Origin of the sequence: Kitasatospora sp. NPDC059599, assembly GCF_042735125.1 — a bacterium.
Lineage (GTDB): Bacteria > Actinomycetota > Actinomycetes > Streptomycetales > Streptomycetaceae > Kitasatospora.
In genome coordinates this window covers 1-26,367 of the sequence record NZ_JBHWCL010000102.1, presented here as the reverse complement: position 1 = coordinate 26,367, position 26,367 = coordinate 1, and the positions used below count along the sequence as shown (strand labels likewise).

The 26,367-nt window shown below is 74.7% G+C and carries 26 protein-coding genes and 2 pseudogenes; 15 read left to right on the top strand and 13 right to left on the bottom strand.

Annotated elements, in window-relative coordinates; genetic code table 11:
• Positions 1 to 128 precede the first annotated feature (128 nt).
• From ACFV04_RS29455 to ACFV04_RS29445, 3 genes are all read left to right on the top strand, one after another.
• Positions 129 to 365 (top strand): hypothetical protein, encoded by a 237-nt coding sequence (locus ACFV04_RS29455; protein ID WP_380345400.1) that lies wholly within the window; start codon positions 129 to 131, stop codon positions 363 to 365.
• A 312-nt stretch (positions 366 to 677) separates the two neighbouring features.
• Positions 678 to 1,319, top strand: coding sequence for an alpha-ketoglutarate-dependent dioxygenase AlkB (locus tag ACFV04_RS29450; protein WP_380533654.1), 642 nt, complete (start codon positions 678 to 680; stop codon positions 1,317 to 1,319).
• Positions 1,320 to 1,512: 193 nt separating this feature from the next.
• Positions 1,513 to 2,265, top strand: coding sequence for a VOC family protein (locus ACFV04_RS29445; protein WP_380533652.1), 753 nt, complete (start codon positions 1,513 to 1,515; stop codon positions 2,263 to 2,265).
• Positions 2,266 to 2,332: 67 nt separating this feature from the next.
• Here the strand turns inward: ACFV04_RS29445 and ACFV04_RS29440 are convergent, their stop codons facing one another.
• The 3 genes from ACFV04_RS29440 to ACFV04_RS29430 form a co-directional block, all read right to left on the bottom strand.
• Positions 2,333 to 3,193, bottom strand: coding sequence for a carbohydrate ABC transporter permease (locus tag ACFV04_RS29440; protein ID WP_380533650.1), 861 nt, complete (start codon positions 3,191 to 3,193; stop codon positions 2,333 to 2,335).
• Positions 3,190 to 4,170: a carbohydrate ABC transporter permease gene (locus ACFV04_RS29435; RefSeq protein ID WP_380345392.1), complete on the bottom strand. Its 981-nt coding sequence runs from the start codon at positions 4,168 to 4,170 to the stop codon at positions 3,190 to 3,192. Before ACFV04_RS29435 ends, ACFV04_RS29440 begins: the two co-directional genes overlap by 4 nt.
• A gap of 168 nt (positions 4,171 to 4,338) precedes the next feature.
• Entirely contained in the window at positions 4,339 to 5,649 is a 1,311-nt protein-coding gene (locus ACFV04_RS29430) for an extracellular solute-binding protein (protein WP_380533648.1), read from the bottom strand.
• A 430-nt stretch (positions 5,650 to 6,079) separates the two neighbouring features.
• Between ACFV04_RS29430 and ACFV04_RS29425 the strand changes: the two genes are divergently transcribed.
• Positions 6,080 to 6,886 (top strand): IclR family transcriptional regulator, encoded by an 807-nt coding sequence (locus ACFV04_RS29425; RefSeq protein ID WP_360258125.1) that lies wholly within the window; start codon positions 6,080 to 6,082, stop codon positions 6,884 to 6,886.
• A gap of 85 nt (positions 6,887 to 6,971) precedes the next feature.
• On the opposite strand, the gene ACFV04_RS29420 is transcribed toward ACFV04_RS29425, so the two are convergent.
• Positions 6,972 to 7,490, bottom strand: a complete 519-nt coding sequence (locus ACFV04_RS29420; protein ID WP_380345390.1) for an Lrp/AsnC family transcriptional regulator — start codon at positions 7,488 to 7,490, stop codon at positions 6,972 to 6,974.
• Between the two features lie 111 nt (positions 7,491 to 7,601).
• On the opposite strand from ACFV04_RS29420, the gene ACFV04_RS29415 reads away from it, so the two are divergent.
• From ACFV04_RS29415 to ACFV04_RS29405, 3 genes are all read left to right on the top strand, one after another.
• The gene (locus ACFV04_RS29415; RefSeq protein WP_380533645.1) at positions 7,602 to 8,513 is read left to right on the top strand and encodes an NAD-dependent epimerase/dehydratase family protein; all 912 of its coding nucleotides are present in this window, start codon (positions 7,602 to 7,604) and stop codon (positions 8,511 to 8,513) included.
• Positions 8,510 to 9,400: an aldo/keto reductase gene (locus ACFV04_RS29410; RefSeq protein ID WP_380345387.1), complete on the top strand. Its 891-nt coding sequence runs from the start codon at positions 8,510 to 8,512 to the stop codon at positions 9,398 to 9,400. Before ACFV04_RS29415 ends, ACFV04_RS29410 begins: the two co-directional genes overlap by 4 nt.
• 178 nt (positions 9,401 to 9,578) lie before the next feature.
• Positions 9,579 to 10,289 (top strand): alpha/beta hydrolase, encoded by a 711-nt coding sequence (locus ACFV04_RS29405; RefSeq protein WP_380533643.1) that lies wholly within the window; start codon positions 9,579 to 9,581, stop codon positions 10,287 to 10,289.
• Positions 10,290 to 10,471: 182 nt separating this feature from the next.
• On the opposite strand, the gene ACFV04_RS29400 is transcribed toward ACFV04_RS29405, so the two are convergent.
• Both ACFV04_RS29400 and ACFV04_RS29395 read right to left on the bottom strand, forming a co-directional pair.
• Entirely contained in the window at positions 10,472 to 11,008 is a 537-nt protein-coding gene (locus tag ACFV04_RS29400) for a universal stress protein (protein WP_380533641.1), read from the bottom strand.
• A gap of 174 nt (positions 11,009 to 11,182) precedes the next feature.
• A complete protein-coding gene (locus tag ACFV04_RS29395) occupies positions 11,183 to 11,854 on the bottom strand; it encodes a helix-turn-helix domain-containing protein (protein WP_360258113.1) in 672 nt (223 codons plus the stop codon).
• Positions 11,855 to 12,100: 246 nt separating this feature from the next.
• Here ACFV04_RS29395 and ACFV04_RS29390 point away from each other — a divergent pair, with 246 nt between their 5' ends.
• A complete protein-coding gene (locus ACFV04_RS29390; protein ID WP_380533639.1) occupies positions 12,101 to 12,919 on the top strand; it encodes an MOSC domain-containing protein in 819 nt (272 codons plus the stop codon).
• A gap of 133 nt (positions 12,920 to 13,052) precedes the next feature.
• Here ACFV04_RS29390 and ACFV04_RS29385 read toward each other — a convergent pair whose 3' ends face one another.
• Entirely contained in the window at positions 13,053 to 13,445 is a 393-nt protein-coding gene (locus ACFV04_RS29385; protein WP_380345380.1) for a ribonuclease, read from the bottom strand.
• Between the two features lie 292 nt (positions 13,446 to 13,737).
• Here ACFV04_RS29385 and ACFV04_RS29380 point away from each other — a divergent pair, with 292 nt between their 5' ends.
• The gene (locus ACFV04_RS29380) at positions 13,738 to 15,417 is read left to right on the top strand and encodes a carboxyl transferase domain-containing protein (RefSeq protein WP_380533637.1); all 1,680 of its coding nucleotides are present in this window, start codon (positions 13,738 to 13,740) and stop codon (positions 15,415 to 15,417) included.
• A 442-nt stretch (positions 15,418 to 15,859) separates the two neighbouring features.
• A complete protein-coding gene (locus ACFV04_RS29375; protein ID WP_380345376.1) occupies positions 15,860 to 16,234 on the top strand; it encodes a transglycosylase SLT domain-containing protein in 375 nt (124 codons plus the stop codon).
• A 256-nt stretch (positions 16,235 to 16,490) separates the two neighbouring features.
• Here the strand turns inward: ACFV04_RS29375 and ACFV04_RS29370 are convergent, their stop codons facing one another.
• On the bottom strand, positions 16,491 to 16,973 hold the full coding sequence (locus ACFV04_RS29370) for an HD domain-containing protein (RefSeq protein WP_360258104.1): 483 nt from the start codon (positions 16,971 to 16,973) through the stop codon (positions 16,491 to 16,493).
• A 157-nt stretch (positions 16,974 to 17,130) separates the two neighbouring features.
• Here ACFV04_RS29370 and ACFV04_RS29365 point away from each other — a divergent pair, with 157 nt between their 5' ends.
• The gene (locus tag ACFV04_RS29365; RefSeq protein ID WP_380345374.1) at positions 17,131 to 18,057 is read left to right on the top strand and encodes an AEC family transporter; all 927 of its coding nucleotides are present in this window, start codon (positions 17,131 to 17,133) and stop codon (positions 18,055 to 18,057) included.
• 137 nt (positions 18,058 to 18,194) lie between these two features.
• Here the strand turns inward: ACFV04_RS29365 and ACFV04_RS29360 are convergent, their stop codons facing one another.
• Positions 18,195 to 18,638: a MarR family winged helix-turn-helix transcriptional regulator gene (locus tag ACFV04_RS29360; protein ID WP_380533666.1), complete on the bottom strand. Its 444-nt coding sequence runs from the start codon at positions 18,636 to 18,638 to the stop codon at positions 18,195 to 18,197.
• 178 nt (positions 18,639 to 18,816) lie between these two features.
• On the opposite strand from ACFV04_RS29360, the gene ACFV04_RS29355 reads away from it, so the two are divergent.
• Positions 18,817 to 19,692, top strand: a complete 876-nt coding sequence (locus ACFV04_RS29355; protein WP_380533634.1) for an alpha/beta fold hydrolase — start codon at positions 18,817 to 18,819, stop codon at positions 19,690 to 19,692.
• Between the two features lie 17 nt (positions 19,693 to 19,709).
• Here the strand turns inward: ACFV04_RS29355 and ACFV04_RS29350 are convergent, their stop codons facing one another.
• Together ACFV04_RS29350 and ACFV04_RS29345 are read right to left on the bottom strand one after the other, a co-directional pair.
• The gene (locus ACFV04_RS29350) at positions 19,710 to 20,108 is read right to left on the bottom strand and encodes a barstar family protein (RefSeq protein WP_380347551.1); all 399 of its coding nucleotides are present in this window, start codon (positions 20,106 to 20,108) and stop codon (positions 19,710 to 19,712) included.
• Positions 20,109 to 21,146: 1,038 nt separating this feature from the next.
• Positions 21,147 to 21,410 carry a dsRBD fold-containing protein gene (locus tag ACFV04_RS29345; RefSeq protein ID WP_360258095.1) on the bottom strand — a complete coding sequence of 88 codons (264 nt, stop codon included), beginning with the start codon at positions 21,408 to 21,410 and terminating at the stop codon, positions 21,147 to 21,149.
• Between the two features lie 305 nt (positions 21,411 to 21,715).
• Between ACFV04_RS29345 and ACFV04_RS29340 the strand changes: the two are divergent.
• Positions 21,716 to 22,555 (top strand): annotated as a pseudogene (locus tag ACFV04_RS29340) (DMT family transporter); the annotation flags it as partial.
• 269 nt (positions 22,556 to 22,824) lie between these two features.
• The gene (locus ACFV04_RS29335) at positions 22,825 to 23,502 is read left to right on the top strand and encodes a DUF6629 family protein (protein ID WP_380533631.1); all 678 of its coding nucleotides are present in this window, start codon (positions 22,825 to 22,827) and stop codon (positions 23,500 to 23,502) included.
• Between the two features lie 7 nt (positions 23,503 to 23,509).
• On the opposite strand, the gene ACFV04_RS29330 is transcribed toward ACFV04_RS29335, so the two are convergent.
• Together ACFV04_RS29330 and ACFV04_RS29325 are read right to left on the bottom strand one after the other, a co-directional pair.
• Entirely contained in the window at positions 23,510 to 24,988 is a 1,479-nt protein-coding gene (locus tag ACFV04_RS29330; protein ID WP_380533629.1) for an MFS transporter, read from the bottom strand.
• The gene (locus ACFV04_RS29325; protein WP_380533627.1) at positions 24,985 to 25,602 is read right to left on the bottom strand and encodes an ArsR/SmtB family transcription factor; all 618 of its coding nucleotides are present in this window, start codon (positions 25,600 to 25,602) and stop codon (positions 24,985 to 24,987) included. Before ACFV04_RS29325 ends, ACFV04_RS29330 begins: the two co-directional genes overlap by 4 nt.
• Positions 25,603 to 25,898: 296 nt before the next feature.
• On the opposite strand from ACFV04_RS29325, the pseudogene ACFV04_RS29320 reads away from it, so the two are divergent.
• Positions 25,899 to 26,367 (top strand): annotated as a pseudogene (locus ACFV04_RS29320) (hypothetical protein); the annotation flags it as partial.

Below are 26,367 nucleotides of genomic sequence, written 5' to 3'. Positions count from 1 at the left end.
GTACCCGCGCGCGGCTCACGGACTCGCCGTTCGTGAGCCGCGCAGCGGGCTCCCGCGCGGCGGGCCCAGCCTCCTCCGTCGACGCAGTCCGGGGTGCCGCAACGGTGGCGGCAGGCGGTGATCGGAGCGTGACCGGCACCCCGAGCGTCCCCGGGCCCGACGACAGGATCGTCGCCATCGACGCAGGTCACCAGGCTGTGCGCTTCTACCGTCACTACCCGCAGCCGGTGGCCTCGGCGTGGCGGCACCTGTCGCGCCCGACCCTGCTGCGGCGCCGGCCGGCTGCCGCCGACCGGTTGGATCCGGCGGAGGGCGGCACGGTGGTACTGCGCTGCCGGCCACCGATCCCGACGGCCGCACCGTGACCGCCTCCGGCGCCGTCACGGCCCACGATCCGCCGCCCCTGTCGAAGCTGGACCTCGACCGTTGGAGCCGGCCCTCGACCCGCACGGGCGGGTCCGGTTCGACCTGACCGACGAGGGCGGCGGCACGGCTCTCGCCTTCAGCGCCGAGCTGCCCGCGCCCTCCTCGGGGAGGGATCCGGGAAGGGGGTGGTGACAGACGTCGCGACCAGGTGACAACCACCTCGACCAGTCACAGCCCCCGACGCCGGCCGGGGCCGGATCACCGCCCCCGAGATTCGGGCATGTGTTCGAATCAAGGCGTACGCTGGCCCCATGCACGACACCCTCCACCGCCAGCCCTCGCTGTTCGACGACGCGGAGCACGACGGCCTCCGCCTCGGCCCGCTCGACGGCCTGCGGCGGCAGGTGCTCGGCGACGGAGCCTGGCTGGACGTGCTGCCCGGGTGGCTGCACGGCGCGGACGAGCTGTTCGAACAGCTGGCCGCGACCGTGCCCTGGCGGGCCGAGCGCCGCGAGATGTACGAACGGACGGTCGACGTCCCCCGGCTGCTGGCCTCGTACCGGGCGGACGCCGAGCCGCCGCACCCGGTGCTCGGCCAGGCCCGCACGGCGCTGAGCCGGCACTACGCCGGCGAGCTGGGCGAGCCGTTCCACACCCTCGGGCTCTGCTACTACCGGGACGGCCGGGACAGCGTGGCCTGGCACGGCGACCGGATCGGGCGCGGCGCCCGCGAGGACACCATGGTGGCGATCCTCTCCGTCGGCGAGCCCCGCACCCTGGCACTGCGGCCCCGGTACGGCGGCGGGACCGTCGTCCGCCACCCGCTCGGCCACGGGGACCTGGTCGTGATGGGCGGCTCCTGCCAGCGCACCTGGGAGCACGCCGTCCCCAAGACCGCCCGCCCGGTCGGCCCCCGGATCAGCATCCAGTTCCGGCCGCAGGGCGTCGCCTGAGCCCCTGGACCGAATCCCGGGCCCGGCCGCACCGGACGGCACCGGACGGCACGGGACAGCACCGGACGGCACGGGACGGCCTGCGCCCGCGCCCGCGCCTGCGGCCGGTCGGGCCCGCGCAGCGGCCCCGGTTGCCGCCCGCCCGCCCGGCGCGGAGGCTGGCGACAGGGGCCGGTGGCACCAGGAGGGCGGTGTGCCGAAGGCGGGCAGGTACCACGAGGGCGTCCCGTGCTGGGTCGTCCTGACGACCCCGGACGCCCCGGCCGCACAGCGCTTCTACGGCGCGCTGTTCGACTGGGAGTTCGTCCCGACCGGCCCCGCCGAGGCGGTCGCCACCCGGTACGGCGCCCAGGTCGCGGCGATCGGCCCGCCCGTCGGCACCGCGGCACCCGCCGCCTGGACCACCCACCTCGCCTGCGCCGACCTGCACCGCACCACCGCGCTCGTCCGCGCCGCGGACGGCCGGATCACCCGGGACCCGTACGAGGTGCCCGACCAGGGCCGGGCCGCACTCGCCGTCGACCCGCTCGGCGCGGCCTTCGGCCTCTGGCAGGCCGGCACCATCGACGGCGCCGGCCTCGTCGACGAGCCCGGCGCCCTCGCCTGGAACGAGCACCTCTCCCCCGACCCCGACACGGCCCGTGCCTTCTACCGCCGCGTCTTCGGCTACACCTACGACCGGCCGCGGGCCGGCCACGCCCTCGCCCGGGCCGCCGGCCTCCCCGCCTGCAGCATCGGCCCGTCCGGAGCGCCCGCGAGCTGGCTGGCCCACTTCGGCACCGCCGACGCCGACCGTGCGGCCGAGCGCCTGCGCGAGCTCGGCGGCACCGTTCTCACCGGGCCCGCGCCGACGCCGTACGGCCGCGCCGCGCTGGTCCGGGACGACGCCGGTGCGGTGTTCGTCCTCGTCGCCGTCCCGCCCCGGGAGTCCGCGGAGGCGGCCTGAGCGGCCCCGCGCCCGGCGGCCCTCCACAGGGCCACCCCGCCCGGCGGTCCTTCAGCCCTTCGGCCCTTCAGTCCTTCACCGCTCCCGCCAGCCCGGACACCAGCTTGCGCTGCACCGCGATGAAGAAGACCAGCACCGGCACCGTCATCAGCGTGGACGCGGCCATGATGCCGCCCCAGTCGTTCTCGTCCGGCTTGAAGAACACCAGCAGCGCCGAGGGCAGCGTCTGGTTCTCGGTGGCGCTGATGATGAAGGTCTTGGCGAAGACGAAGTCGTTCCACGCCGTGATGAAGGAGAACACGCTCGTCGCGGCCAGGCCCGGGGCCACCAGCGGCAGCAGGATCCGCCACAGGATGCGGGTGCGGGAGGCGCCGTCGATCTGCGCGGCCTCCTCGATCGAGACCGGAACGGCGGCGACGAAGCCGCGCATCATCCAGATCCCGAACGGCAGCGAGAACGCCAACTGCACCAGGACCAGCGAGGCCAGGGTGTTCAGCCCGATGCCCGGCACGAACTGCCCCGCGTCGCGGAACATGAAGAACAGCGGGATGGTCAGCGCCTCGACCGGGATCATCTGGGCGATCAGGAACATCACCATGACGGTGGTGCGGAACCTGAACCGGAAGCGGGTCACGGCCACCGCCGCGAGGAACACCACGGCCGCCGAGAGCACCACCACCGACAGCGCGACCACCAGGCTGTTCGCGAAGTACCGGCCGAAGCCGTCCACACCGAGCACCTGACGGAAGCTCTCCAGCGTGGGGTGCGCCGTCCAGGGCTTCGGGTCCAGCGACTGCACCTCGCCCTTGGGCTTGAACGCCGAGAGCACCATCCAGAAGACCGGGAAGGCGGTGACGGCGGCCAGCACGACCGCGACCGTGTCGGCGGCGAGCCGCCGCCGGCCGCGGGAGTTCCGAAGGGTGCTCACAGCTCGTTCCCCGTCCGTCGCAGGCTGCGGATGTACAGGACCGTCGGGATCACCAGGATCAGCAGCATGATCACGCCGATCGCCGCGCCCAGCCCGTACTGCGAGGAGGCGAACGCCTTCTGGTACGCGTACACGTTGAGCACCAGGTTCTGGCCGGCGATGCCGCCGCCCTCGGTCATCACGTAGATCTGGGTGAAGACCTTGAAGTCCCAGATCACCGACTGGATCACCACGATCGTCAGGATCGGCCGCAGCATCGGCGCGGTGATCCGGCGGAAGGTGGTCCAGGTGCCGGCGCCGTCCAGCGCGGCCGCCTCCAGGACCTCCTCCGGGATGGCGCGGATGCCCGCGTAGAGGGTGACCATCACGAACGGGAAGGAGTGCCACACCACCACGGCACCGACGACCAGGAACGCCGTCCACTTGTCGTAGAACCAGTTGAACTCGTGGAATCCGGTGAGCCCGATCCGCTCCAGGGTGTGGTTGACCAGGCCGAGGTTGGTGTCGAACAGGAAGCTCCACACCGTCGACCCGGTCATCGCCGGCGCCGCCCAGGCCGCCATCGCCGCCGTGGTCAGCACCAGCCGCGGCCACCGGCCGACCTTGGTGAGCAGCACTGCCAGGGCGGCGCCGACGGCCAGCGTGGCGACCACGCAGAACGCGGCGAAGCCGACCGTCTGCAGCAGCACCGACCAGAACTGGCCGTCCTCCAGGACCTTCGCGTAGTTGCCGAAGCCGACGAAGGACGTCGGCACCCCGCCGGACGCCTGGGCCTGCCCGAAGTCCAGGACGGACAACAGCCCGAGCTGGTAGATCGGGTAGCCGACCAGCGGGACCAGGATGACGGCGGCCGGCAGGAGCAGGAGCAACGGGGGCCTGCGGCGCCGACCGCCCGGGGGTGCGGCTGGCGCCCCGCCCCCACGGCGCCCCTGCGGGGAAGGAGCCGCCGACGGGGCGGTCGTGGTGGATGCGGACACGGGCGGAACCTGCTCTCTGTGACGAACCGGAAGGGGACCGTCGGGTGCGCAGCGGTCGGGTGCACGACGGCCGGTGCACGGCGGTCCGGGCGTGGCGGCCGGTGCACGGCCGCCGGTACGCAACGGCCGGTGCGTGACCGTCAGTGCGCCACCGTCAGTGCGCCACCGTCAGTGCGCGGCGAAGGCCGAGTCGATCTGCCCCGCGGCGTCACCGGAGGCCTTGGCCACGTCCGCCTTGCCGGTGACGACCTGCTGGAGCAGCGTCGGGATCACCGACTGGGCGTCGATCTGCGCCCATCCCTGGTCGAGCGGCACGAACCTGGTGCCGGCCGCGATGGTGTCGGTGAACGGCTTCAGGAACGCGTCCTTCGCCGCGACCTTGCCACTGACGGATTTCAGCGTCGGCAGGTTGCCCATCGCGTCGTACATCTGCTCCTGGTAGGCCGGGCCCGCCAGCAGTTCGGCGAACTCGACGGCCAGCGTGCGGTGCTTGGCCGCCTTCATGACGCCCAGGTTGTTGCCGCCGGCGAAGGCGGGGGCGATCGAGCCGGCCTTCGCGCCAGGCAGCGGCACCACGCCGTACTTGCCCTTGACCGCGCCCGCGTCCACCTTGCCGCGGTTGGAGTTGAGCAGGACGGCCATCGCCGACTTCCCGGCCGCGAACAGGTCGACGGTCTTCCCGCCGGTCAGGTCCGCGCACTGCTGGGCGGGGCAGCCGTCGGCGCCGAACAGGTCGGTGTAGCGCTTGATCCCGGCCTGCGAGGCGGGCGAGTCGATGGCGGCCTTGAACGTCGTGCCGTCCTTGGCGGCGATGTCGCCGCCCGCGTCCCACACGAACGGCAGTGCGGCGAAGGTGTACTTGCCGCCGACCGCGATGCCGAAGGTGTCCGGGTGCGCGGCGTGGATCCGCTGGGTGGCGGTGACCAGTTCGGCGTAGGAGGCCGGCGGGGTGAGCCCGGCCTCGGTGAACAGGTCGGTGCGGTAGTACAGCGCGCGCACGCCCACCCACCACGGCAGGCCGTAGGTCTTGCCGTCCACCACCGCGGTCCTGGCGATCGCCGGGTCGAGGTCGCCCTTGTCCTTCCACCCGTCCAGTTCGGCGCCGATCTCGGCGAGGCCGCCGGCGGCGACGTAGCCGGGCAGGTCGGTGTTGCCGAACTCGACCAGGTCGGGGGCACTGTTGGGGTCGTTGAAGGCGCCCTTCATCTTGGCCGCGCGGGCCGAGGCGTCGGTGTCGATGTAGCTGACGTCGACGGTGACGCCCTGGTGGGAGGACTGGAACTCGGTGACGGCCTTGGCGATCACGGCCTCCTTGGCCGCGTTGCCCGCCTCGTTGTAGAGCCAGACCTTCAGCGTGCCGGTCCGGTCGTCGCCGGCCTTGCCACCCGCGGTCGAGGCGGTGCCCGGCGCGCAGGCGGTGGCGGCCAGACAGCCGGCGGCGAGCACGGCGGCCACTGCGGTCCGTCCGGTGAATCGCATGGTGGAGACCTCCCCTCCCGACAGCTGCCGCCGCGACGCACACCGCTGGGACGGACACGTCGAAGCAGGCCCTGACCGGGGCCGATGGTGGGTGAAGTGGTGGGGGTGCGGCAGGGCGCAGCGCTCGGGTGGGGCGACGTCGCCTGCTCGATGGCAGGGACGTTAGGCGTGGGCGATCGGCGCCAACAAGAGGGGGTTGACGAAAGTTTTGCACTGCACAACGTTGTATCGAAGACGCGGCGACCCGACCCCGAACGGGTACGTTCTGACAACCGCCGCCGACAGGCGGAGGAACACCACGGAACGCCGCACGGAACACCACGCGGAACACCGGACACCCGGGCCCCGCGGAACACGCCCCGGAACACGCGCCCCGGAACACGCCCCCACAGGACGAGTCCCCGCCGAACCACCACCAGGGAACGGACCCATGACGGAGACGGCACCCAAGAAGCCCGCGACCGAACGCAACCAGTCCTCCTCGCTGCGCCGCGCGCTCGCCGTCCTCGGCTACGTCCGCGACCACGGGGACGGACGCGGGGTCCCGCTCGCCCAACTCGCCGAGGCCCTCGACCTCAACAAGAGCACCGTGCTGCGGCTGGCCGGACCGCTGCTGGACGAGCACCTGCTCGACCGGGACCGCGAGACCGGCTGGTTCCGGCTCGGCCACGGCTCGCTGCGCCTCGGCCAGGCCTACCTGACCACCCTCGATCTGCGCAGCGTCGCCGCCGAACACCTACGCCGGCTCCAGCGCGAGGCCGGCGAGACCGTCCACCTGACCGTCTGGCAGGCGCCCGGGATCGTCTACCTGGACAAGGTCGAGGACGAGACCAACGTGCGGATGGCCTCCCGGGTCGGCAGCCGGGCCCCTGCCTACTGCACCGCCACCGGAAAGGCGATCCTCGCGTGGCTCCCCGAGGAGGCCGTCGCCGAGGTGGTCGCGGCCGGCCTGCGCCCGGTGACCGCCTGGACCATCTCCGACGAGCCACGACTGCGCGCGGACCTCGCCCGGATCCGCGCCCGCGGCTACTCCATCGACGACCGGGAGAACGAGCCCGAGGTGCGCTGCGTCGCCGCGCCGATCTTCGACCACACCGGCGAGGTCACGGCGGCGCTCTCCGTCTCCGGGCTCACCTCACGGATGACCGCCACCCGGGTGCGCACCCTCGGGCCGGTGGTGGCGCAGGTCGGGCTGCGGATCTCGCGCGAGCTGGGCTCCGACCGGCAGCCGTCCTGACCCGGCGGCCCGGGCCCGTCCACGCTCCGGCGCTCCGTCCGTTCCTCGGTTCGTCGGTTCCTCGGTTCGTCGGTTCGTCGGTTCCTCAGTCCGAGGGCAGAAGCACCCGCTGGTCCACCGGCGAGGAGAGGATCACCGACGTCGTCGTCCGGCCGAGCACCGCGATCGCCTCGATCAGCTCCTCCAGGTGGGAGGTGTCCCGCGCGGCGACCTTGAACACCCAGCAGTCCTCGCCGATCACGTGGTGCACCTCCAGCACCTCCGGCCGGTGCAGCAGGTCCTGGCTGCGGAGGTACTTCACCGTCATCCGGGCGTGCGGCGACACCCGGACGAAGGCCCGGATGCCGTAGCCCAGCCGCTCGGGCGCGACCAGCGCCGCGTACCCGGTGATCGTGCCGTTCGACTCCAGCCGGCGCACCCGCTCGCCCACCGCGGCCGGGCTGAGGTTGACCCGCCGGCCCAGTTCGCTGAGCGTGATCCGCCCCTCGGACTGCAGCAGTTCCAGCAGGCGCAGGTCGACCGCGTCCAGGCCGCCGGCCCCGCCACCGGCAGTGCCACCGGCGGGGCTGCCGACACCACCGCCGAGGCCGCTGCGGGGGCCCACCGACGAATCGTCGGTCGAACCGCCGGACTGCCGTCGGTCTTTCGGTCGCAGCGCCTGAACTCCCACGATCACCCCTTCATCGAACCGCGCCGCACCATAACACTTGTGGGTATGGAAAACGTGCTCGTCATCGGGGGAAACCGGTACTTCGGACGGCAGTTGGTCACCCGGCTGCGCGACTCCGGAGTCCGGGTCAGCGTGCTCAACCGCGGCTCGACGCCGCCACCGCCCGGCGTCACCCCGCTCATCGCCGACCGCACGGACGGGACGGCGCTCGCCGGTGCCCTCGCCGGCCGGGACTTCGACGCGGTGGTCGACCAGGTCTGCTACACCCCGGCCCAGGCCGAACTCGCCGTCCGCGCCTTCACCGGAAGGACCGGCCGCTACCTGATGACCTCCACGATCGAGGTCTACGACACCGGCGTGGCACACCCGGCGGACCGCCCGCTGGCCGAAGCCGCCGTCGACCCGTCAGGATGGCCGGTCAGCCTCGAACTCCCCCGGGCGGAAACGGAGTTCGTCGAGACGTCGTACGGCGAGGGCAAGCGCCAGGCGGAGGCGGTGTTCACCCGCGACGCGCCGTTCCCGTTCGTCTCCGTCCGGCTCGGACACGTCCTGGGCGCCACCGACTTCACCGGGCGCCTGGCCCATTACGCCGAGCGGATCGGGGCGGGCCTGCCCGTCCTGGTGCACCCGGAGAACCAGCCCTCCTCCTACACCCACGAGACCGAGGCGGCCGCCTTCCTCGCGTGGGCGGCGGGCGAGCGGTTCACCGGCCCGGTCAACCTCGCCTCACACGGCGAACTGACCGCCACCGACCTCTGCGACCTGATCGCGGCCGGTCGCCCCTACCGCACCGCCGCCCCCGGCCCCGGGCAGCAGGCCTCGCCGTTCTCCTTCGACCGCTACTACGGCATGGACAACTCCCGGGCCGAGCAGCTCGGCCACCCCCTCTCCCACACCCGCGACTGGCTGCCCGGCCTGGTCGCCGCCACCCTCCGCGGACAGGAGCTCCCCACATGACCGCCACCACCGCCACCCGCCTCCTCGGCAGCGTCCGCACCAGCGCCGTCGGCCTCGGCGCGATGCCGCTCTCCGTCGAGGGCCGCCCGGACGAGGCCCGTGCCGTCGCCACCGTCCACGCCGCACTCGACGCGGGCATCACCCTGATCGACACCGCCGACTCCTACCACTGGCACGCCGACGAGTACGGCCACAACGAGGAGCTGATCGCCCGGGCCCTCGCCTCCTACGGCCCCGGCGCCGACCACGTCCTGGTCGCCACCAAGGGCGGCCGCGGCCGCCCCGGGGACGGCTCCTGGACCGTCGACGGCGACCCGGCCCACCTCAAGCGCGCCTGCGAGGGCTCGCTGCGCCGCCTCGGCGTCGAGGCGATCGGCCTCTACCAGCAGCACCACCCGGACCGGAACGTCCCGTACGCGGACTCCCTCGGCGCGATCCGCGAACTCCACGAGGAGGGCAAGATCCGCGCGGCCGGCATCTCCAACGTCGACGTGGCCCAGGTCCGGCTCGCCCGGGAGATCCTCGGCGACGCCCTGGTCTCGGTGCAGAACGAGTACTCCCCCGCCGTCCGCCGGCACCAGCCCGTCCTGGACCTGTGCACCGAACTCGGCCTGGCCTTCCTCCCCTGGAGCCCGCTCGGCGGCATCGGCCGCTCCGCCGAACTCGGCGGTGCCGGGACGGAGTTCGCCGCGATCGCCGCCGAACGCGGAGTCAGCCCCCAGCGGGTCGCGCTCGCCTGGCTGCTGGCCGCCTCCCCGGTGACCCTTCCGATCCCCGGCGCGAGCCGCCCGGAGACCATCCGCGATTCGGCGGCGGCGGGGGAACTGGTGCTCAGCGAGGAGGAACTGGCCCGGCTCGGAAACGCGGACGGGGCCCGGCACCCGTGAAGGCACCGGACCCCGTCCGACGGTAGAGCGCCAGGCCCGGGTCGCACGGACTCTCCCTACTGAAAGTAGGACGTGCTCTGGTAGCACCACTGACGCCTGACGAGGAATCGATCTCCCTCGCGACGAGAAGTACAGTACCAGCTCAGTGATCAGTCACCGAACCGGAGGCGAACCCCGCATGACGAGCGCTCCACCCGAAGTCGTTCCGTACGCGGACGGGCGGCTGATGGACGTCCACCGGCCGACCGTCCACACCGCCGGACCGGCGCCGGTCGTGCTGCTCTGGCACGGACGCGGACCCAACGAACGGGACGTGCTGCGCCCGTTGGCCCGGGAGGCCGCCGGACTCGGGCTGCTGGTGCTCGTCCCGGACTGGAGTTCCGAGCAGCCGGACGGCGGCGCCGCCGAGTTGCTGGCCTCGCTCGCCCACGCCCGCCGCATCGCCACCGGCCTCGGCGGGGACCCGGCGCGCTTCGTGCTGGCCGGCTGGTCGCTTGGCGGCCGGGAGGCGGTCGCGGTGGCCACCCATCCGGACACCCCTGCCGAACTCCGGCCCGGCGCCGCCGTCGGCATCGCCTCGAAGTACGCCGACCCGGCCGTGACGACGGGCGACGCCCCGCTCGCACGGCTGGCCGCGACCCCCTCCCCCGTCCCGCTCTGGCTGGTGCACGGCACCGCGGACGAGATCGTGGACGCCGGGCACACCCGCGAGCTGAGCACCGCCGTACCGGCCGCCACGCTGGTCGAACTCCCCACCGACCACGCGGGCGTGGTGCTGACCGTCTACAGCCCGCAGGCCGGGCGCTGCGTCCCCGCCACCGCCGCCGACACCGTGGCGGCCGGCCGCCGTACCGCCTCCGTCCTCGCCGCGGCGGCCGGACTGTCGTAACGGCCGGCTGTCGTGACGGCCGGGCCCGGCTGTCGCACCGGCCGAGCCGGGCCGTGGCCGGGTCCGGGGCTGGGGCCGGGGCCGGGGCCGGGGCCGACGGGAAACGCACCCGGGCCGTCGCGGCACCGCGCCCGGCCCGTGGTCACGGCGGAGGCGCACGGCGACCGGCCGTGACCCGCCGCTCAGTTCCCCGCAGCCGCAGCCCGCAGTCCGTGCCCGCCCCGTTCCAGCGCCTCCAGGTCGCGCTGCAGCGGCGGGTGCGGGACGGTGAGCACCGGGCAGGCCGCGTGCCGGACGCAGTAGGCGCTGACCGACGGGTGCACCAGCCGGGCGAGGCGGCCACGTTCGCGTCCGGCGCCGAGGACGAGCAGGTCGCCGGGGCGGTCGGCGCACCGCACCAGGGTGTGGCCGGTGTCGCCGCGGACGGCCTGGCAGCGCAGGCGCAGACCCGCGTACCGGCGGGCGAAGGCCTCGTCGAGGGCCTGGCGCAGGCGGACCACGGCGGCGTCGCGACCGGCGGTGATCACCGGCGGGCAGGGAGTGCGGCGGTAGCCGAGTTCGTCGCCCGGGGGGACCCAGCAGAGCACCGCGAGCACCTCGGCGTCCGTCCGCCGGGCCTCGGTGGCGGCGTGGTGCAGGGCCGCGAGGCTGCCGAGGGAACCGCTGACGCCGACCACGATCCGGCGCCCGTCCGCACCACTGTCCGCGTTGTCCACCATGCCTGTCCCCTGCCTCTCCCGCCGCGACCCGGTACCGCCGGGGCGCCGCCGCGCCGGTCACCCCGTGGCACCCAGCAAAACGCCCCGCGGCCGTGCGGCCGCGGGGCGTTGACGGGGTCCTGACGCGCCGCCCGGTGTTCCGTACGCGACCCTGACGTCCGGGGCGCCGCACGCTCAGGCCTCGGGGGGCCGCGCCTCCCAGAGGTCCGCGAACATCCGGTCCAGGTGTTCCTCACCGATCGGCGGGACCGGCAGCGGGTGGGTGGCCCGGGTGCGGAAGCCGTCCAGGAGCAGGGCGAGGTAGCGGCGCCAGAGGTCGGGGCGCAGCTCGGTGGCGGCGGGCAGGGCCCGGCAGAGCGGGCCGAGCAGGAACAGCAGGTCCATGGTGACGACGTCGCGGCGCATGGTGCCCTGGTCCTGGGCGCGGGCGATGAGAACCCCGACGGTGGTGGCGTGCCGGCGGCTGATCTCGATCATGCCGGGGACGGTCGGGATGGCCTGGGTGACCAGGTCGTTGATGCCCCGGTCGGCGGCGACGAGTTCGAAGATCCGCGCGAAGTACCGTTCGAGGCCGGTCCAGGCGTCCTCGGCGGCGAGCGCCTCCTCGCCGGCCCCGGCCAGGACGGCTCCGGCATCCGCGAAAACCTCGCCGATCAGGGCCTCGCGGGTCGGGAAGTGCCGGTAGAGGGTGGCGTTGCCGACCCCGGCCTCCTTGGCGATCTGGTCCAGCGGGACGTCCAGGCCGTTCCGGGAGTACATGCCGCGGGCGGCGGCAAGCAGCAGGTCGCGGTTGCGCTGCGCGTCCCGCCGGAGCCGTCCCGGGGGGTTCGCGCTGCTCGGTGCCATGGGCCCGACCCTAGCAAGCGGCCGGGGTGGGCGAACGGACAGCGGGCCGAACGGACAGCGGGCGGACGGATGGCAGGGCGGGCGGCAGGCGGGCCGGTCCGCGCCCGCCCGCACCCGTACCCGCACCGGCACCCGCACCGGCACCCGCACCCCGGACGCCCCGCACCTCCGGGCCCTCCGGCACCTCCCGCCGGGCCGCTCAACTACCCTTCGGAGTCGTCGAGTCCAGGAGGAACGGGGGACGTCATGGCCACGGTGACGGAGTTGCGGTACTACCCGGTGAAGGGGTGCGCCGGGGTCTCGGCGGCGCAGGCCGAGCTGACCCGGGCGGGTCTGGCCCACGACCGGGCGTTCATGGTGGTGGACGAACAGGGGGTGTTCCGCTCCCAGCGGCGCGATCCGCTGCTGGCGACGGTCCGCCCGGCCGTCGAGGACGACGGCCGTCGGCTGGAGCTCGTCGCCCCGGGGGTGGAGCCGGTGGCGTTCGCGGTCGACTCGGAGGGGCCGCGCCGGGAGGTGCGGTTGTTCGGCGCGCCGTTCCGCGGCATCGACCAGGGCGCGGAGGCCGCCGACTGGCTGTCCGAGGTGCTGGGTGCGCGCAGCCGGCTGGTCCGGGTGCCGCCGGAGCACGACCGGGTGACGGACGGCCTGGTCCCGGGCACCTCCGGCTACGCCGACAGCTGCGCCGTGCACCTGCTGTCCCGTTCCACGCTGGAGCGCTTCAACGAGCTCTCCGACGCTCCCGCACTGTCCGCGGACAGGTTCCGCCCGAACGTCGTGGTGGACGGCTGGCCGGAGCCGCACACCGAGGACCTGACGCGCCGGATCGCGGTGGGCGGCGCCGTGCTGGCCTACGCCAAGCTGGCCATCCGCTGCGCGGTGACGATGGTGGACCAGTCCACCGGGTCCAAGGCGGGCCCGGAGCCGCTGCGCACGCTGGCCCGGTACCGGCGGGCGGCGGCGGGCGGGGTCGCGTTCGGCAGCAAGTTCGCCGTCCTGCGGGGCGGCACGCTGCGGGTGGGGGACGAGCTGGCGGTGGGTGCCTGGGGGCCGTCGGAGCTCTGACCGGGTCCCGGCCGGGTCCCGACTCTCCGACCGGAGTCGCGGCCGGGACCGGCCCCGGCCTCCGGTACGACGGTGGCCCCGGCGGGGTAGTGCATTCAGGGGGTGCGCCGGGGCCACCGTACTGCCGGGAGGGTCAGCAGGTCTGGTCGAGCAGGGAGAACGTGGCGTAGTGGTCGCCGGTGTAGTAGTCCTCCTGGTCGCCCTGGCCGGTCACGATCCGGCGGGCGCCACGGGTCGGGGAGCCCGGGGTGACGACGGTGTACTCGTGGTAGTACCCGTAGGACTCGCCGGGCAGGACGTGCTCTCTGTTCTGGAAAACCACGCCGTCCTGGGAGTAGGGGAACGGCCCGTCCGAGGCGATCAGGTTGAGGGTGTCGGTGGCCTCCGGCGGGAGGGTGGAGAGGCACACCGTGCCGCTCACGTCGGCGTGCGCCTCGGTGGCGACGGCGATCGGTGCGAGGGTCATCAGGGCGACGGCGGTGACGGCGGCGGCGCGGGTCTTCCACGCGCGTAGAGTGCGAGTCATGTCCCCCAGTGTGGCGAGACACGGTCAAGTCCGGAAGCCCTCCACCAAAGTATTAACCGGCGAGTAACTACCCTTTACCTGCGAGGACTTGGCCCGTACCCCGACCCCGACGCCTCTCCCCGGCCGGACCGCCGACACCGTCCACGAACCGCCCTGACGGTGCAACGGTCGACCGTCATCGAACTAGTGCCGGAGCCGTCCCGCCCCGCCCCACGGGGCCTCGCCGCGCCCGGACCCCGCCGCATAGAGTGACGGATCACGACGGACCGGAACGATCTCTGACGGGGTGGACATGGCGGCGCACGGGGACGACGCGGGGGCCACGCCTCCACCGCTCGCACGGCGGGCCGCACTGACCGCCCACCAGCTGATCGGCCTGCTGGTCGACCCCGGCGGCTTCCAGCGCTGGGACCAGCCGCCCGGCCCGCCGCCCGCCGACCCCGACTACCGCACCTCGCTCGACCGGGCCCGCGCACGCACCGGCCTGGACGAGGCCGTCCTCACCGGCCTCGGCCTGATCGACGGGCGCCCGGTCGCACTGATCGCCTCCGAGTTCGGCTTCCTCGGCGGATCGATCGGCGTCGCGACCGCCGAGCGGATCACCCGGGCCGTCGAACGCGCCACCGCCGAGCGGCTGCCGCTGCTCGCCCTACCGGTCTCCGGCGGCACGCGGATGCAGGAGGGCACGGCGGCCTTCCTCTGCATGCTCCGGATCACCGCCGCCGTCCAGGCCCACCGCGCAGCCGGGTTGCCCTACCTCACCTACCTGCGCAACCCCACCATGGGCGGGGTCTTCGCCTCCTGGGGCACGCTCGGCCAGCTGGTCCTCGCCGAACCGGGCGCCCGGCTCGGCTTCCTCGGCCCTCGCGTGTACGAGGAACTGCGCGGCGTGGAGCTGCCGCCGGACGTCCAGCGGGCCGAGACGCTGGCCGAGCAGGGACTGGTGGACGCCGTCGTGGCGCCGCAGGAACTGCGCGAGCTGGTCCGCCGCACGCTCGCCGTCCTGTGCACCCCGCCGCCGCCCGCGCCGGACGCCCCTCCCGCGGACACCCCTCCTATGGACAACCCCGCCACGGACACCCCTCCTACCGGCACTCCTCTTACCGACGCCCCTCCTACCGGCACCCCTCTTACCGACGCCACCGGACCCGCCTCCGCCGAGCAGCCCGACGCCTGGGACTCCGTCCGCCGCACCCGCCGCCCCGACCGCCCCGGCACCCGCGAACTGCTGCGGCACACCGCCGAGGAGCTGGTGCTGCTGGACGCCCCCGGCGGCCGAGGCGGTGCGCTGGTCCGCGCGCTCGCCGTCCTCGCCGGCCGGCCCGTCCTGGTGGTCGGCCAGCAGCGGGGGACGCCGGAGCACGAGCGCCCCTTCACCGCCGCCGACCTGCGGGCCGTCCGGCGCACCGCACACCTCGCCGAACAGCTCGGGCTGCCGCTGGTCACCGTGGTGGACACGGCCGGGGCCGAGCTGTCCGCCGAGGCCGAGCGGGACGGCATCGCGGTGGAGATCGCGCACTGCCTGACCACGTTGCTCGCCCTGCGCACCCCCGTCCTCGCGGTGCTACTCGGGCAGGGTTCGGGCGGCGGCGCACTCGCCCTGCTCCCGGCCGACCGGGTGCTCGCGGCGGGTCACGCCTGGCTGGCGCCGCTGCCGCCGGAGGGCGCCTCGGCGATCGTCCACCGGGACGGCGGTCACGCCGCCGAGCTGGCCCGGGCCCAGGGCATCGGGGCCCGGCACCTGACGGAGGTCGGGCTGGTGGACGAGGTGGTCCCGGAGCTGCCGGACGCCGCCGACGAACCGGAGGCCTTCTGCGCCAGGCTCGGCCAGGCGGTCGGCGCCGCGCTGGGCGCCCTCGCGACGGCTTCCGAAGCGGAGCGGCTCGCGGCCCGGGCGGTGCGGCACCGGCGGCTGGGCGACCTCCACCGGCCATCCGACCCGGGTGTGGCGCCGGTCTCAGCGACGGATTGATCGTCTGTACCCAAAGTGCCGCCACCGGACCCGCCGGTGACGGCGCCGGAGGCCCGAACGGTGAGTGCGCTCACACGGAATCAACGGCCACGACGGGCCGTAGTAGACGCCGCCGGGCCATCCGCCCCTCCCCCGGACCCCCCACGTCCGCCCACGTCAGACGGGGTCGGCGCGCTCCGCGCAACCGGCCCTTCGAATCCACGGCAACCGCCCGTGTACGACCGCCGGTCGTAACGAGGGGGTCTTGGCGGGTGCCGATCCGGTCTGGCAACAATGGCTTCCGTCGCCAGCCGCACCGGCACCTGTCCCGCCGGTGAACGGCTTATCGCCGAGTCACGCCCCGTGACCGCAACGGCCCCTGTCCGGCCGTGGTCCTGGGTGGGGCGTGACCCGGCCCAACCCGATTGAGGTCTTGTTCTTCATGCCCGCTTTCAAGCTCCGTATGCGTACTTCGGCCGCGATTCTTGCCGGTGCCGCCGGTCTGACCGCCCTGGGCGCCGGCGTCCTGCCCGCCACCGCCAACGCCGCCACCGTCTCCCCGCAGGCGATCGCCGCCCAGATCGTCCCGGCGAACCAGCTGGCCTCGTTCAGCCACATCATCTCCCACGAGTCGAGCTGGAACGTGACCGCGACCAACGCGAGCTCCGGCGCCTACGGCCTGGCCCAGGCCCTGCCGGGCTCCAAGATGGCCTCGGCCGGCTCGGACTGGAAGACCAACCCCCGCACCCAGATCAAGTGGGCGCTGGACTACATGAACACCCGCTACGGCAGCCCGAACGCCGCCTGGGCCTTCTGGCAGAACCACCACTGGTACTAAGCCGACCCCAGTTCCCCTCCCGCACCCTGACCACTCCCCTCACCCCGGGGGTCGGACAGGGACCACCGGGGTGCCCGAGAGGGCCCGGACCCGCGCGATCCGCGTGGCCCGGGCCCTCTCGTGGTTCCCCCGGCGCTCCGGGCCCCCGGCCCGAGCGCCGCTACGGCCCGGCCGTTTCAGGGCCGCCTGCTTTCGGGGCCGGCCGCCTTCAGGGCCGCCCGCTTTCAGGCCCGGCCGCCTTCAGGCCCGCCGGCCGTCACAGCTCCCCCGTCAGCCCCAGAAGCTCGCGCATCCGCGCGTACTTGGCCGCCAGCCGCTCGGCGGTCGCCCGGTCCAGCGAGGCCAGCCGGGCCGGGTCGGAGTTGTGCGCCAGGTCGGCGCGCTTGACCAGCAGCGCGCCGGGCGTGGCCAGGATGCGCGCGGTGTACTCCTCGACCGGCTCGTCCGGGCGCCGGGTGAGCGCGTCCACGATCGCCTTGGTCTCCTCGGGCAGCGCGGCCGCCGCCAGCCACTCCCGGCTGAGCCGGTCGTCCTCGACGGTGTCGTGCAGCCAGCCGGCCGCGATCTGCGCCTCGCTGCCGCCGCGCGCGGCCGCCCCGCGCGCCACCGCCGCGATGTGCTCGCTGTACGGGTGGCCGTTCTTGTCCACCTGTCCCCGGTGGGCACGGCGTGCGATCGCCTCCACCTCGTTCAGGCTCAGGTACTCGTCGTCCACGGGCTCGACCCTCGGCTCGTCCATCGGCTCATCGTAGGCCCGTGATCAACGCTCCGGCGGCCACTGGTTTACTGCCCCGGGGGAGTTCACGGCTTCGAAGGTCCACCGGCCCGGGAGTTGACGCCCCCCGGCGGGCGACCCCGCCACACCCGGCAGGCACGTCCGAGCGATCCGAGGAACCATGCCATCCCTGCATCCGCTGCTGTCCGGCTTCGCCCCGATCTGGGCGCTCACCGGAGTCGGCTACGTCGTCGGCCGCTCCGGCCTGCTCGGGCCGCACGCCGAGGCGGTGCTCAACCGGTTCGTCTTCCACGTCGCGATGCCCGCCGCGCTCTTCCTGATGATCTCCCGCACCCCGCTCGGCCGGTTCGCCAACCCGTCGATGCTCGCCTTCGCCGCCGGCACCGCCGTGGCGACCGGCCTCGGACTGCTCGCCGGGCGACTGCTCTTCCGGCGCAAGCCCGGCGAACTGGCCATCGGCTCGATGGCCTCGGGGTACGTGAACTCCGCCAACCTGGGCATCCCGGTGGCCGTGCAGGTCCTCGGCGACGCCTCCTTCGTGGCCCCCGTGGTGCTGTTCCAGATCCTGCTGGTCACCCCCGCCGTCCTCGCCGTGCTGGACGGCGGTGCGGCCGGCCGCCGAGCCCTGCGCACCCTGCCGCTGCGCAACCCGATCCTGCTCGCCACCGCGCTGGGCGCCGTCGCCTCGGCGACCGGGGTGCACCTGCCCGCCGAGCTGAATCGTTCCTGCGAACTGCTCGGCGGCGCCGGCGTGCCGACCGCCCTGATCGCCCTCGGCATATCGCTGCACAACCGCCCACCGGCGGAGGGCCGTTCGCTCCGGGCCGAGGTCGGGCTGACCGTCGCCGTCAAGACCCTGGTCCAGCCGCTCGCCGCGCTCGCCGTGGCCGGCCCGCTGCTCCACCTGCCCGCCCACCAGCTCCTCACCGTCGTCCTGTTCTCCGCACTGCCGACCGCGCAGAACGTGTTCACCTACGCCCGCGAGTACGGGCAGGGCACGGAGCTCGCCCGGGACGCGGTGCTCTGGTCGACGCTGGTGTCGATGGCGACGCTCTCGGTGATCAGCTGGACCCTCGGCCCGGCGTAGCCCGCCCCGCCGCCGACCCCGCCCGCCGCCGGCGCCGCCACGCCCCCGCCGACCCCGTCGCGCCCCGCCCCCGCCGCCGGCCCCGCCGCCCGGTCCGGCGCGGCCCCCGGCTTCGGCCCGGCCCCGCTCCCCGGCGCCTACTCCTGTCCGGCCCGCCTGGCGGCGGCGACCACCCCGGTCATCGCCTCCAGGAAGCGCCGGGCCGTGTCCAGCTCCCCCGGGCCGAACTCCCGCATCGCGCCGAGCAGATCGCCGATCAGCCCGCCGAAGAAACCCTGTCCCAACTCCATCGCCCGGTCCTCCACCACCAGCCGCACCCTGCGCCGGTCCTGCGGGTCGCGCTCGCGGCGGATCAGCCCGAGCTTCTCCAGCCGGTCCACCAGGCCGGTCGTCCCGGCCGAGTTCAGGTGCAACGCCGCACCGAGCCGGCCCGGGGTGACCACCGCTCCGGCCCGGTCGGCGTCCAGCAGGTGGATCAACGCCCGCAGATCGGTCGGGTGCAGACCGTTGCGGGACGCGAACTCGGCCCCGAACAGATCGAGTTCGACCGTCAGACCGCGCAGCAGGTGGACCAGCCGCATCGGTTCCTCGACTTCGGACACCCTGTCGTCCCTCCTCGGGCACATCCGTGCCATGATTCTCTCACTCGGCGAGATAATCGCTGGGCGAGACAGTTGCTGAGCGGGATACTCGCCGGTCGAGATGCTTGTCGGGCGAGCGGTTCCGCACGCCATCACACCACACCTGCGGAGGCCCGCCATGTCCGCCCGCACCGCCCCGTCCCGCACCGCCCCCTTCCTCGCCGCCTACGACGCCCTGCTGGCCCGCTGGCCCGTCCCCGTCGAGGCCCTCACCGTGCGCACCGCCCACGGCACCACCCGGATCAACGCCTGCGGCCCCCACGACGGACGCCCCCTCGTCCTCCTCCACGGCGGCGGCGCCACCTCCACCACGTGGTCCGCCAACGCCGCCCCCTGGGCCGCGGCCGGACACCGCGTCCTCGCCGTCGACCTCATCGGCGACCCCGGACGCAGCGTCCACGACGGTGCCGCCCTCGACGGAGTCCCCGGACTGCTCGGCTGGCTGGACGCCGTCCTCGACGAACTCGGCGTCCCCCGGGCCGACTTCTGCGGCCACTCGTACGGAGCCTGGATCGCCCTGGAATACGCCCTGCACGCCCCCGCCCGGACCGGCCGACTCGCCCTGCTCGACCCCACCCGGTGCTTCGCCGGCTTCCGGCCCGGCTACCTGCTGCGCGCGCTCCCGCTCTTCCTCCCCGGCCGCACCCCGGACCGCGCCCGCGCCTACCTCGACTGGGAGACCCGCGGCGGCCACGGCCTCGACGCCGACTGGCGGGAGCTCTACGCCCTCGGCTACGCCGACTTCCCCGCCTCCCGCGTGGTCACCGGCCCGCAGCCCACACCCGAACGCCTCCGCGCCCTCACCGCCCCCGTCCTCACCCTCCTGGCCGCCCACAGCCGCGCCCACGACCCGACGCGCGTCGCCGACGCCGCCCGACGCGCCCTCCCGTCGGCCGAGGTGGCGGTCATCCCGGACGTCACCCACCACGACCTGCCGATGGCGGGCGCACCCGAGGTCAACCGTCGCCTCCTGGACTTCCTGTCCGCGGACTGACGGCCGGCCTCCGGCGCCTACAGCAGCAGGGAGTTGAAGGACCGGCCCGGCAGATCCGGTCGGCGCGCCCAGTGCCGGCCCGCGGTTTCGAGGACCCCGAAGAGCGTCTCCCGGGCCTCGGGGCACTCCCGCAGCAGGAGCGCCGACCGCTCGACCACCAGGAGGTAGTGGTCGGCGGGCAGCCACGCCAGGTCGCGCAGGCAGTCCGAGAGAGCGTCCCAGTTCCAGCCGAAATAGGCCGGGAGCCGGAGCCGGACACTCAACTGTTCGAACAGCCGTTGCTCGTCGCCCGCCTCGGCGCCGTCCAACCGGGCCACGAAGCTGGTCCCGGGCGGCGGCAGCAGGAACGCGGCGCCCTGCGCGTCCGCCGTCCCGTGGTGGATCCAGGGCGCCTCGGCTGCCCAGTAGTGGTTCATGTCCGTCCGATCCGGGGGGTGGGATGGGCCGCCGGATGCCTGACCGGGTGCACCGTCGGATGCCGGGCGGGCCTCGTACACCCGGGTACCGGGGCGGTGATCGTAGCGTTGCCGGACGGCCCGGAGCACGTCGCCGGGTGTCAGCGCCGGGCATGCCGGATCCGCACCCGCCCGAACCCGACGGCGCCGGTGATCCGGATCGGCGGCCCATCGGGGTGCGAGGGGGCCGGGGTGGGAGAGCTGCCGGGGCGGGGACGGTGCCGGGGCGGGGAGGGTGCCGGGCCCGGTGGAGCGGGGGCTTCCCGGCCGTGGACAGGCCCTCGCTGTCGACGATCGCGTCGCGCGGGGCGGCGATGATGGCCCCGCCGGTGCTCGGGTTCGGCTCGATGCCGCCGTGGGGTGCTCGATGACCGCCCGCGAGAGGTCCGGCGTCACCCATCCCGTCACCTCCCGTCGCGGACTCGGCTCCGAGGGTCCCGGGCACCCGCCGGGCACCGCCCCACCTGATCCGCCCGGGATGGGCGGCGAGCACGGACGCCGGGCCCGGGTCCTCCCCCGGAAGCACATCCAGGATCCGCACCGACTCGCCGCCCGTACCGGCGGTCGGCACCTTGTGCGTACCGGTCAGCACCTCGTCCGTACCGGTCAGCACCTCGTGGAGCCGCCGTTCCGGCTCCGCCTGTGTGAGGCGCCCTGCGGCGAAAGCCTGCTGAGCCGTGTCACGGCCGAGTGGCGCTCCCCCTTCGCGGTCGGGCGCTGGGGATGCGGTGGGCGCCGAACGCGCGACACCTGCGACGCGTACGACGCGTACGACCGTGTCCCGGCGGAGCGGTCAACTCCCCGCCCCGGGCCCCGATCCGATCCCGAGGCCAGACCGGCACGGACCAACTGTTCACCCTCGCCCGGCAGTACGGCGCCGGCGCCGGTGGCGGTGGGCCGACCCAGGGCGGCGACGGGCCCGAACCGTACGGCCGACCGCACCGCCCGGGACCGCCGCCGTCTCCGCCGTCTCCGTCGCAGCTGTCGCCGTCGCCCTCCTCAGTAGATCAGGTAGCTCGGACGGTGCCCTTCGTCGTCGATCTCTCCGGTGGCCTGGACCCGCAGCTTGCGGGAGAGCTCCTCCAGGGCGCGGGAGGCCGCGACCTCCTCGCCGATCCGCGCGAGCGGACGGTCGTCGGCGCTCTTCACGGCCTCGCCGCGCGCGCTCAGGCCCGGCGCCCTCGCGCCCGTCAACCTGGCGTCGCACGCCGTGTGCACGCCGTCCTCGTCGAATGTCAGCTCCACGTCCCACTGGTTGTGCATTGCCACACCTCCTGGCGCCGGCCCCCGTCCGTGCCTGTCCTGACCGGCACGGACGGTGAGCCGTGGCGGCCGCTCACACCAGGGTGCGCCTGCCCCGCCCGTAGCGGCAAGCGCGGCCGACACCGGCGGGCACGCACCCCGGGTCCGTACCGTCGCACCCCCTCCCGGCGGGCGTCCGCGGCCGCGCGCCGTGCCGACCGGCCCGGCCACCGGCCCGGCGGTACGCTGACGGGAGCGGGCCGCGACGGCCGACCCATCCGGACCCGTCGGCGCGGCGCGGGCAGCGACAACCTGGTGGTCCCTCCGTGGCGGTCTTCCTCCTCGCCCTCGGCGCGGCCTGCTGTCTGGGACTCGGCTTCGTCCTCCAGCAGCACGCGGCGCAGCGGGCTCCCCGTTCCGACCTCCTGCACTGGCGGCTGCTGCTGGACCTCATGCGGATGCCCCAGTGGCTGCTCGGCACCGGCTTCATGGTCAGCGGCCTGATCCTGTCCGCGCTCGCGCTCAACCAGGGCGAGGTGTCCCTGGTCGAGCCGCTGCTGGCCACCAATCTGCTGTTCGCCATGGCGCTCGCCCGGGTGTTGACCCGTCAGACCCTGGGCCGCTCCGGCTGGGCGGGGGTGTTGCTGCTCGGCCTCGGGGTGACGGCCTTCATCGTGGCCGGGAAGCCGACGGGCGGTGGGGCTCCCGCCGGGGAGCTGCGGCACTGGCTGGTGGTCGGCACGGTGGTCGGGCTGGTCGTGCTGCTGGTCTCGATGGCCCGCCGACTGCCGCTGTTCGAGGAGGCGACCCTGCTGGCGCTCGCCGCCGGGCTGCTCTACGGCCTCCAGGACGCGCTCACCCGGACCACCACCCAGCGCCTCGACCACGAGGGACTGGGGGCGGTGTTGCGCAGCTGGCAGCCGTACGCGGTGATCGTGGCGGGCGTGATCGGGCTGCTGCTGGTGCAGAGCGCCTTCGAGGCCGCGCCGTTGCGGATGTCGTTGCCGGCGCTGACCGCCGCCCAGCCGCTGGCCGGGATCGCCTGTGCGGTCGGCTTCCTCGGTGACCGGCTGCGGGTCACGCCGAGCGCGCTGGCCTGGCAGTCGGCGGGGATGCTGGCCATCGTGGTCGGGGTGATCGTGATCGGCCGGCACCCGGCCATGCCCGGCACCGTCCGCGACACCCTGGAGAGCGTCGGGGTGGCGCCGGAGGAGGCGTCCGAGACCGACGCGGACGACCGGCCCGGGCACCGGCCCCGGAACGAGCCCGCGAGCGGGACCGGCTACGGTTCCGTGGACGAGTCCACAGACGGATCCGGAGACGGGCCCGGGAACGGACCCCGGGCCGGCGTCGAGGACCCGCCCGACGGCGGCCCCGGCGACGGACCCGGCAACGGACCCGATAGCGCACCCGGGAAGCCCGGTTAGAGGTCCCGATGTGCTGGAGCGCACGGGCGGACGCCGTGGCCGGCGGGGTGGTCGCGGCCGTCGGGGTGGCGTGCCTGGTCCGCGCCCACCGGGCCGGCCGGCCGTCGCGGTTACCGCTCGCCGCGCTTCCCCTGGTACTGGGCCTGCACCAGCTGATCGAGGCACTGGTCTGGCTCGGTACGGACGGCGAGCTGCCGGCCGCCTTCGCCGGGGCGGCCCGCACCGCGTGGGCGGCGATCGCCCTCCCGCTGCTGCCGGTGCTGGTCCCGGCGGCCGTGTGGTGCGCGACGCCCGGACCTCGGCGACGCGTGCTCGCCGGGTTCACCCTGCTCGGCGCTGCCGTTGCCTTCCCGCTCGCCGTGGCCGTCGCCTCCCGTCCGGTAACGACCACCGCGCACGGCCACACCCTCGGTTACGCCGTCGGGATCCCGCACCCGGCTCTCCTCCTGATCGGCTACCTCCTCGCCACCGTCGGCGCCCTCCTCGCGAGCGGCGATCCGTTGCTCCGCCGCCTCGGCTTCGTCACCGGTGCGGGCGCCTTCGCCTGCGCCCTGGTCTGGCGCCTCGCCTTCGTCTCCACCTGGTGTGCCCTCGCCGCCCTGGCCAGCCTGCTGCTGCTCCACTGGGCGGGCCGCCCGCCCAGTGGAGCAGGCGCCGCCGCACGGATCGCCCGCCCGCTCCGCTGACCGCACCCTAGGGGCGTACCTGGGACGGCGCCGGTGCCGGAGTCGGAGCCACCGCCAGAGTCGGTGCCGGTGCCGGTGCCGGTGCCGACCGGGGTTCCGTGGCCTGCGGCACGACCGGCGCGACCCGCGCAACCGGCGCGACCGGCGCGCTGTCGGCGGTGCCCCTGCGGCCCCGCAGACGGTCCATCTCCCGCCACTCGGGCCGGAGTCCGGCCAGGGTCGTGGTGGCGAAGTAGAGGGCGCCGGCGGCGAGCAGGCTGGGTATCAGGCCGAGCAGGGCGACCGACGCACCCGCGACCAGCCCGCCGAGCGGGATGCCGGCCCAGGACAGGGAGTCGCCGAGGGCGTGGACGCGGCCGAGCAGGTGGCGGGGCACCCGCTCGAAGAGCACCGCGCCGAGGATCGGGTTGAGGAAGCCGGAGCCGAACCCGCCGATCGCGAAGACCGCGAGCACCGCCCACAGCGGCGCGCCGAGGGCGAGCACCAGAAACCGGGGCGCGCCGCAGAGCAGGAAGCCGACGAAGAAGACAGTCCGGCGGGGCAGCCGGGAGGCGACGGCTGCCGCGATCAGGCTGCCGACGACCGCCGTGGCGCCCATGACACCGGCGGCCAGGCCGATGGCGGCCGGGCCGTGGCCGGACTCCCGCGCCCAGACCGGCACGAGGACGGTCGCGAAGCCGGCGTCGAGCAGGTTGGTGATGCCGACCATGACGATCAGTGCGAGCAGCAGCGGCTCGGACCGCAGGAAGGCGAAGCCGGCACGGAACATCCGCCAGTAACCGCCGTCCTGCTCCCCCTCCGTCGCCGCCCCGGGAGTCGCGGGAGCCGCGGCAGTCGCGGGAGCCCCGGGAGCCGCGGCGGTCGCCGCGGGCACCACCGGACGCCCCATCCCGCGCGGCAGCGCGAGGGCGATGACCAGCGACCCGAGCGCGAAGGTGACGGCGTTGACCGCGAGCCCGGCCAGCGGGCCCGTCAGCGCGATCAGCCCGCCGCCGACCGCCGGACCGATCGTGGAGGCCAGCCGCTCGGTGACCCCGGACAGCCCGGTGGCGCGCTCCATCGGCACTCGGGCGCGGTCGGCCGCCTCCGGGACCATCACCGACTTGGCGAGGTCCCCCGGGCCGCGCATCGCGCCGATCACCGCGACCAGCACCAGCAGCGTCCAGAACGGGAGCAGCCCCTGCGTGTGCAGCAGCGGCACCAGCCCGGCCGCGGTGGCGCTCACCGCGTCCGTCGTCCAGGACACCACCCGCGGCCCGAGCCGGTCGACCACCGGCCCGGTCAGCGCCTTGACCAGGACGTACGGCGTCATCTCGGCGAAGGCGACCAGGCCCGTCATGGTGGCGCTGCCGGTGGTGGCCAGGACGAACCAGGGCAGCGCGATGGCCGAGACGCGCGTGCCGGTCACGGAGACGACCGTGGCGGTCAGCACCCCGGCCAGCGGCCGGTAGCTGCGCGCGGGCGGATCGGCGGCGGCGGTCGTCATGCCCGGTCCCCCTCGGTCGTGGTGGTGCGGGCGTCCGGCAGGACGTGGACGATCACGGAGACCTGCTCGGTACCGGCCGGCACCGGGCCGTCGGGGTCGGTCCGGCGGTACCGCCCGATCACCTCGGACAGCTCGCCGGTGAGCTGCTCGGCCTCGGCGGGGGTGAGCTGCAGGATCAGATCGCTGAGGTCCGTCACCCGGCGCCACTCGCGCGGCATGGTCTCGAAGGCGTCCAGCGTGCGCTGGCCGGTCAGGGTGTGCGCGGCCAGGACGGACCGCAGGAAGCCGACGGCCGTGTCGGGCTCCTCGTCCGCCATGTCGTCCCCCGTCCAGACGGTGAGCCGGTGGGCCGAACGCCACCAGCGCTCACGGGCGTTGCCGCGCTCGTGGTCCTCCTCGACGAAGCCCGCGGCGGCGAGCTGGCGCAGGTGGTAGCTGGTCGCGCCGGAGTTGAGCCCCAGCTGCGCGGCGAGCCTCGTCGCCGTGGACGGGCCGTGCTTGCGCAGCAGCCCGACCAGCTGCATGCGCACCGGGTGCGCCATCGCCCGCATGCCCTTGGCCGTGATGGCGACGTGCGGGTCGTCGCTGTGCTTCCATCCGCTGTCCTCGGTCATGGCAGGAGCCTAGAACCGCAAAGAGTTCTTTGCAAAGGGTTTTCTGCGAAGATTCCTTTGCGGTTTCCGGAAGGCCCGGTCAGCGGGCGGCCCCGGCACCGGCCCCGGGACCGCCCCGCCGGTCGGGGGGTGCACGACCGGCCGACCGGCGGGGGCCTGCGCCCGGTTCGCGCACCGGAGCGGGATTGTCACCCGGGCGGGTGAGGCGCACGCTGGCAGCAGGGCCCGGAACGCGGCCCGCCCCGGTCGGCCGCGGAACCGATGACGGCCGCCGGTGAGGCACGAGGGGCAGGGCGATGACACGCGGGAGGCTCTGGGGCTACGTGGCGTCGGGGGCCCGGGCGCTCGCGGCGTTCGGCGGCCCGGGCGGCACCGGTCGCCGGGGCGGCTCCGGGCGCGCGGGCGGCCCGGTCGCCGTCGGGACCGAGGAGGGCCCCGGCCCGTTCCCGTCCGGCACCATGGCGGCGCCGAGGGCGCTGACGCGCGCGGAGCTGGAGCGGCTGCGGTGGACCGGACGGCAGGCCGGCTGCGAGCCGATGGCACGGCACGTCCAGGTCGCCGACGTGGTCGGCCGGGTGGTGCGCGGCGGCGGCCGCTCGGCGGCCGTCACGGTCCGGGTGGCACCGGGGCTGCCGGTGGTGGCCGGCGACGCCCGGCGGCTGGAGGCGGCCCTCGCCGGACTGGTCGACCACGCGATCCGGCGCACCCCGATGGGTGGCCGGGTGCTGGTGCGCGCCGAGGTGGCGCGCGGCGGCCGCCGGGCGG